This window comes from Acinetobacter sp. YH12227, assembly GCF_013417785.1.
GTDB lineage: Bacteria > Pseudomonadota > Gammaproteobacteria > Pseudomonadales > Moraxellaceae > Acinetobacter > Acinetobacter gandensis.
In genome coordinates, this window is sequence record NZ_VPDH01000130.1 from 1 (window position 1) to 4,344 (window position 4,344).

The following is a 4,344-nucleotide window of genomic DNA, read 5'->3' on the forward strand; positions in this document are numbered from 1 at the left end:
GAAAAAGAAGAATTTACCCTTATTTGATGCTGAGAAAAATTACAATAAAATGATTGGAAAAATACGAGTTGTAATCGAACACATTAACAGTCAATTGAAAAGATTTAGAATACTAAGTGAACGCTATAGAAATAGACGGAAAAGATTCGGTTTACGCATTAACTTAATCGCTGCACTGGTAAACCGGATGAACTTGCAATAACGACTTTCGCGAGCCTGTAAATAATTTTGTGTAATTGCTTTTCATAAATTTAAAGGTGATTGCTTAAGCGGTCACCGAATTCAATAATAAAGCGGCTCATGGCTAAACGCCAGTCGCGAATAGGCATATTCCACTTTTTAGACGCTGCATCAATTGCCAGGTAAATCACTTTACGCTTTTTGATCGCCTGACGTATTACGCTGTTTAATGATTCGATCGCATTGGTGGTATAGATGGCTTTGCGTATCTCGGCTGGATAAGCAAAGAAGGTATTTAGATTCTCCCAGTGTGTACGCCAGCTTTTGCTGATCTGTGGGTACTTGTCATCCCATGTTTGGGCGAATTGATCCAAGGCCATCAAGGCTGCCTCTTCAGTAGGTGACTGATAAACGGCTTTTAAATCCTGAGTGACGGCCTTGTAATCTTTCCATGATACGTATTTCAAGCTGTTACGCAGCATATGGATAATGCACAGCTGGATATGGGTTTGCGGGTATACGCTGTTAATGGCATCAGGAAAGCCTTTTAGTCCATCCACACAGGCGATCAGAATATCCTGCAACCCTCGGTTTTTAAGCTCAGTCAGGACATTCAGCCAGAACTTTGCACCTTCATTCTCAGCCATCCACATGCCGAGCAGTTCTTTCTGTCCATCAAGATTAATGCCTAAGGCAAGGAATACAGCCTTGTTGATAACACTGCCATTATGACGGACTTTAACTACAATACAGTCCATATAGACGATGGGATAGAGTGCATCCAGCGGACGGTTTTGCCATTCAGCGACTTGCTCCTTAACAGCATCAGTCACCTTGGAAATAAGCGTTGGCGATACATCAGCATCGTACATTTCTTTGAAAGTAGCCACGATTTCACGGGTAGTCATGCCTTTGGCATAAAGGGATAGAATTTGGCTATCCATTTGCGTGATACGAGTCTGATTCTTTTTAATTAGCTGTGGCTCAAATGTGCCATCACGATCTCGTGGTGTGGTGATCTCAATCTCACCATCATCGCTCAGCACGGTCTTACTGGAATAACCGTTACGAGCATTTGAACCGTTCTTACGAGCATTCTTTTCATGTCCGAGATGTTCGGTAAGTTCGGCATTGAGAGCCGTTTCAACAGTGAGTTTAGTCAACAATCGGGTGAATTGATTGAGATCGTCTTCTGTTTTGATTCCTTTAGCAAATTCTGCTGCAAGGTCTTTTAGTTTTTGTTCGTTCATCATGTTGCCTGACTCCGTTGTGAATATGAACATAGCAAATTCAGGCAATTACACAATTTAATTTACAGTCTCACTTTCGCAAGAGATCTAATGATAAATATCAATACTCACATTATATTTTTTAGTCAAAAAATCTTCTTAAATGTTAGAATATGTAACTGTAATTGATTTCTCATGAGGATTTATCCTCGCTAAAGACTTAGTTACATAAACGCTGTAAACTTTTAATTCGATCTGTTTAGATCCCATTCTCCTGTTTCACCGTTTATGCAACCAAGCCGTTTTTTATAGGTAAGGTATGAGCACTGAACAACCCTCCTCTATCGAGCGTACAGGGTCTAAAGTCTATCGCTATTTTGTAGTGGTATTGACTTTACTCGTTGCGCTGTACTTGATCATTCAAGGCGCTAAATTACTCAGCCTCGGTGGTACAAGTTATTATCTCATCGCAGGGATTGCCTATGTTGCAATCGCCATTTTCTATGCGATGAAAAAAGCTCTTGGTTTCTGGCTTTCTATTGTTACTTTTGTTGCAACCACCTTCTGGGCCATTGCTGAAGTTCAAGGTTTGAGCTTCTGGCAATATATTCCACGCTTGGTGGTTCCAACAATTTTATTTGTCCTCAGCATGTGGGCAAGCAAAAGCCTGCCAGCACTCAATGCTGCAAAAATCAAAGCTGCCAATCTTGTTGGCTTTGCCGGTTTCTTTGCCTGTGTAGCAGCTCTGATTGCTGCGTTCTTCCCACATGGCAAAATCCTTAATCCTGTTGATATCGTACAAGACCCTGCACTGGCTAAACCGAATGCAGAAAACCCGGACAACTGGGAATATTTCGGTCGTAATGGTAACGGTACCCGCTTTGCACCGTACACCGACATTACCCCTGAAAATGTCAAAGATCTGAAAGTCGCTTGGACTTATCACACTGGTCGTGATACATCTGCGGGTGTTGATGAAAATACACCAATTCAAATTGGTAGTACTTTATATTCATGCACACCAACTAACATCATTTCAGCGATTGATGGTGACAGTGGTAAAGCACTTTGGAAATATGATCCACATGCAAAAACTGCAGAACATATTACTTGCCGTGGTGTCGGTTATTATGATGCTACTAAAGACAAATCTTTAACTGCAGCAGACTTACAAGCACCTGGTATTAAAGCTTGTCCACAACGTATCCTGACTTCAACTGTTGATGGCCGTTTAATTGCGTTAAATGCTAAAACTGGTGCTTTATGTCCAGAATTTGGTGTGAATGGTCAGGTCGATGTTCTGCATGACATGGGTCCTACTGAACAAAGTAAACGTTATCACCCAACATCAACTCCGCTGATCGCTGGTCATGTTGCCGTATTAGGCGGTTGGGTACGTGATATTGCGCATGGCGAACCGTCTGGTGTGGTTCGTGCTTATGACGTTCGTACCGGTGAATTGGCTTGGGCTTGGGATGTCGGCAATCCTGAACTGGTTGGTGAACCTAAAGATGGCAAAGGCTTTACTTTAGAAACACCAAACATGTGGACCATCCCGACTTATGACAAAGACCTGAATCTGGTTTACTTGCCTACAGGTAATGGTCCTCCTGACTACTGGGGTGGTGACCGTAACGCAGCCAAAGAAAAATTCGGTTCTGCCATTGTTGCGGTAAATGCTTTGACTGGTAAAACTGTTTGGACTTATCAAACTGTTCACCATGATGTATGGGACTATGACTTACCGTCACAACCTGTACTTTATGACATGACTGATGATCATGGCAAAAAAGTTCCAGCGTTGATTCAAACTACCAAAATGGGTCAAATCTTCGTTCTTGACCGCCGTACTGGTAAACCAGTCACTAAAGTTGAAGAACGTCCTGTAGACACCAATGGAGCTGAAGGCGAAAAACTTTCTCCTACCCAACCATTCTCTGTTGGCATGCCACAAATTGGTAATGCCACATTGACTGAACAGGACATGTGGGGGATCTCAACCTTTGACCAATTGGCATGTCGTATTAACTTTAAAGACTCTGTCTATAACGGTCTATATACTGCACCAGGTGAAAAACCTTATATCGAATGGCCTAGCTTGCTTGGTGGTTTCAACTGGGGTGGTATCTCCATAGATGAATCTACTGGCATGATGTACGTCAACGATATGCGTATGCCACTGCGTATGTCATTGGTTCGTAAAGAAGATATGGGTAAATATCATATCTCAACTGACGAAGTACCAGGATTCATGGGTACAGTACGTCCACAATTGGCTGGTCCTTATGCTGGTGTGAAAATTGACATCATGCAGTCTAAACTGGGTGTGCCTTGTAACAAACCACCGTTTGGTACCATGACTGCCATCGACTTGAAATCGAAGAAAGTCGTTTGGGAAGTACCAATGGGTACAGCCAAAGAATTAGGTCCATTAGGTGTGAAAACCCATATGCCAATTCCTTTAGGTATGCCTACACTGGGTGGTCCTACTTCAACCGCTTCTGGTCTGGTGTTCTTCGCAGGTACTCAGGATTATTACCTACGTGCGTTAGATTCAAAAACTGGTAAAGAAGTGTGGAAAGCTGAATTGCCTGTTGCTGCTGTTGCTGCCCCACTGGTTTATAAATCTCCAAAAACTGGCAAACAATATGTTGTGATTTCTGCAGGTGGTGCAAGCCACTCTAAAGATGTGGGCGACTATATCATTGCCTTTGCTTTACCTGATCAAAAATAATTTTTTGATGGATAAAGAAAAAACCGAAGCTTAGGCTTCGGTTTTTTATTGCAATCATCATTAAAAATTAACGATCGTAAGCGTCCGCTGAACCCCATGCCTATTTTTTAATTCGGTTCAGGTTTCCAGCGGTGTGGTAGCAATTCTTCAATCTGAGTCACTTTATGTGTCGGCAACCTTTTCAGCACATCACTTAAATAG

Annotated in this window: 4 protein-coding genes; 2 read left to right on the plus strand and 2 right to left on the minus strand. The window is 42.3% G+C overall.

Annotated elements, in window-relative coordinates; all coding sequences use genetic code 11:
* The coding region (locus FTV09_RS17070; RefSeq protein ID WP_306669508.1) for a transposase family protein at positions 1 to 202 on the plus strand (202 nt) is incomplete at its 5' end.
* Between the two features lie 49 nt (positions 203 to 251).
* Here the strand turns inward: FTV09_RS17070 and FTV09_RS17075 are convergent.
* Positions 252 to 1,430, minus strand: coding sequence for an IS256 family transposase (locus FTV09_RS17075; protein ID WP_180058957.1), 1,179 nt, complete (start codon positions 1,428 to 1,430; stop codon positions 252 to 254).
* Positions 1,431 to 1,728: 298 nt separating this feature from the next.
* On the opposite strand from FTV09_RS17075, the gene FTV09_RS17080 reads away from it, so the two are divergent.
* Positions 1,729 to 4,143 (plus strand): membrane-bound PQQ-dependent dehydrogenase, glucose/quinate/shikimate family, encoded by a 2,415-nt coding sequence (locus FTV09_RS17080; RefSeq protein ID WP_180058956.1) that lies wholly within the window; start codon positions 1,729 to 1,731, stop codon positions 4,141 to 4,143.
* Positions 4,144 to 4,250: 107 nt separating this feature from the next.
* Here FTV09_RS17080 and FTV09_RS17085 read toward each other — a convergent pair.
* Positions 4,251 to 4,344, minus strand: a 94-nt coding sequence (locus tag FTV09_RS17085) for a transposase domain-containing protein (RefSeq protein ID WP_178867550.1), incomplete at its 5' end; no start/stop codon positions are given.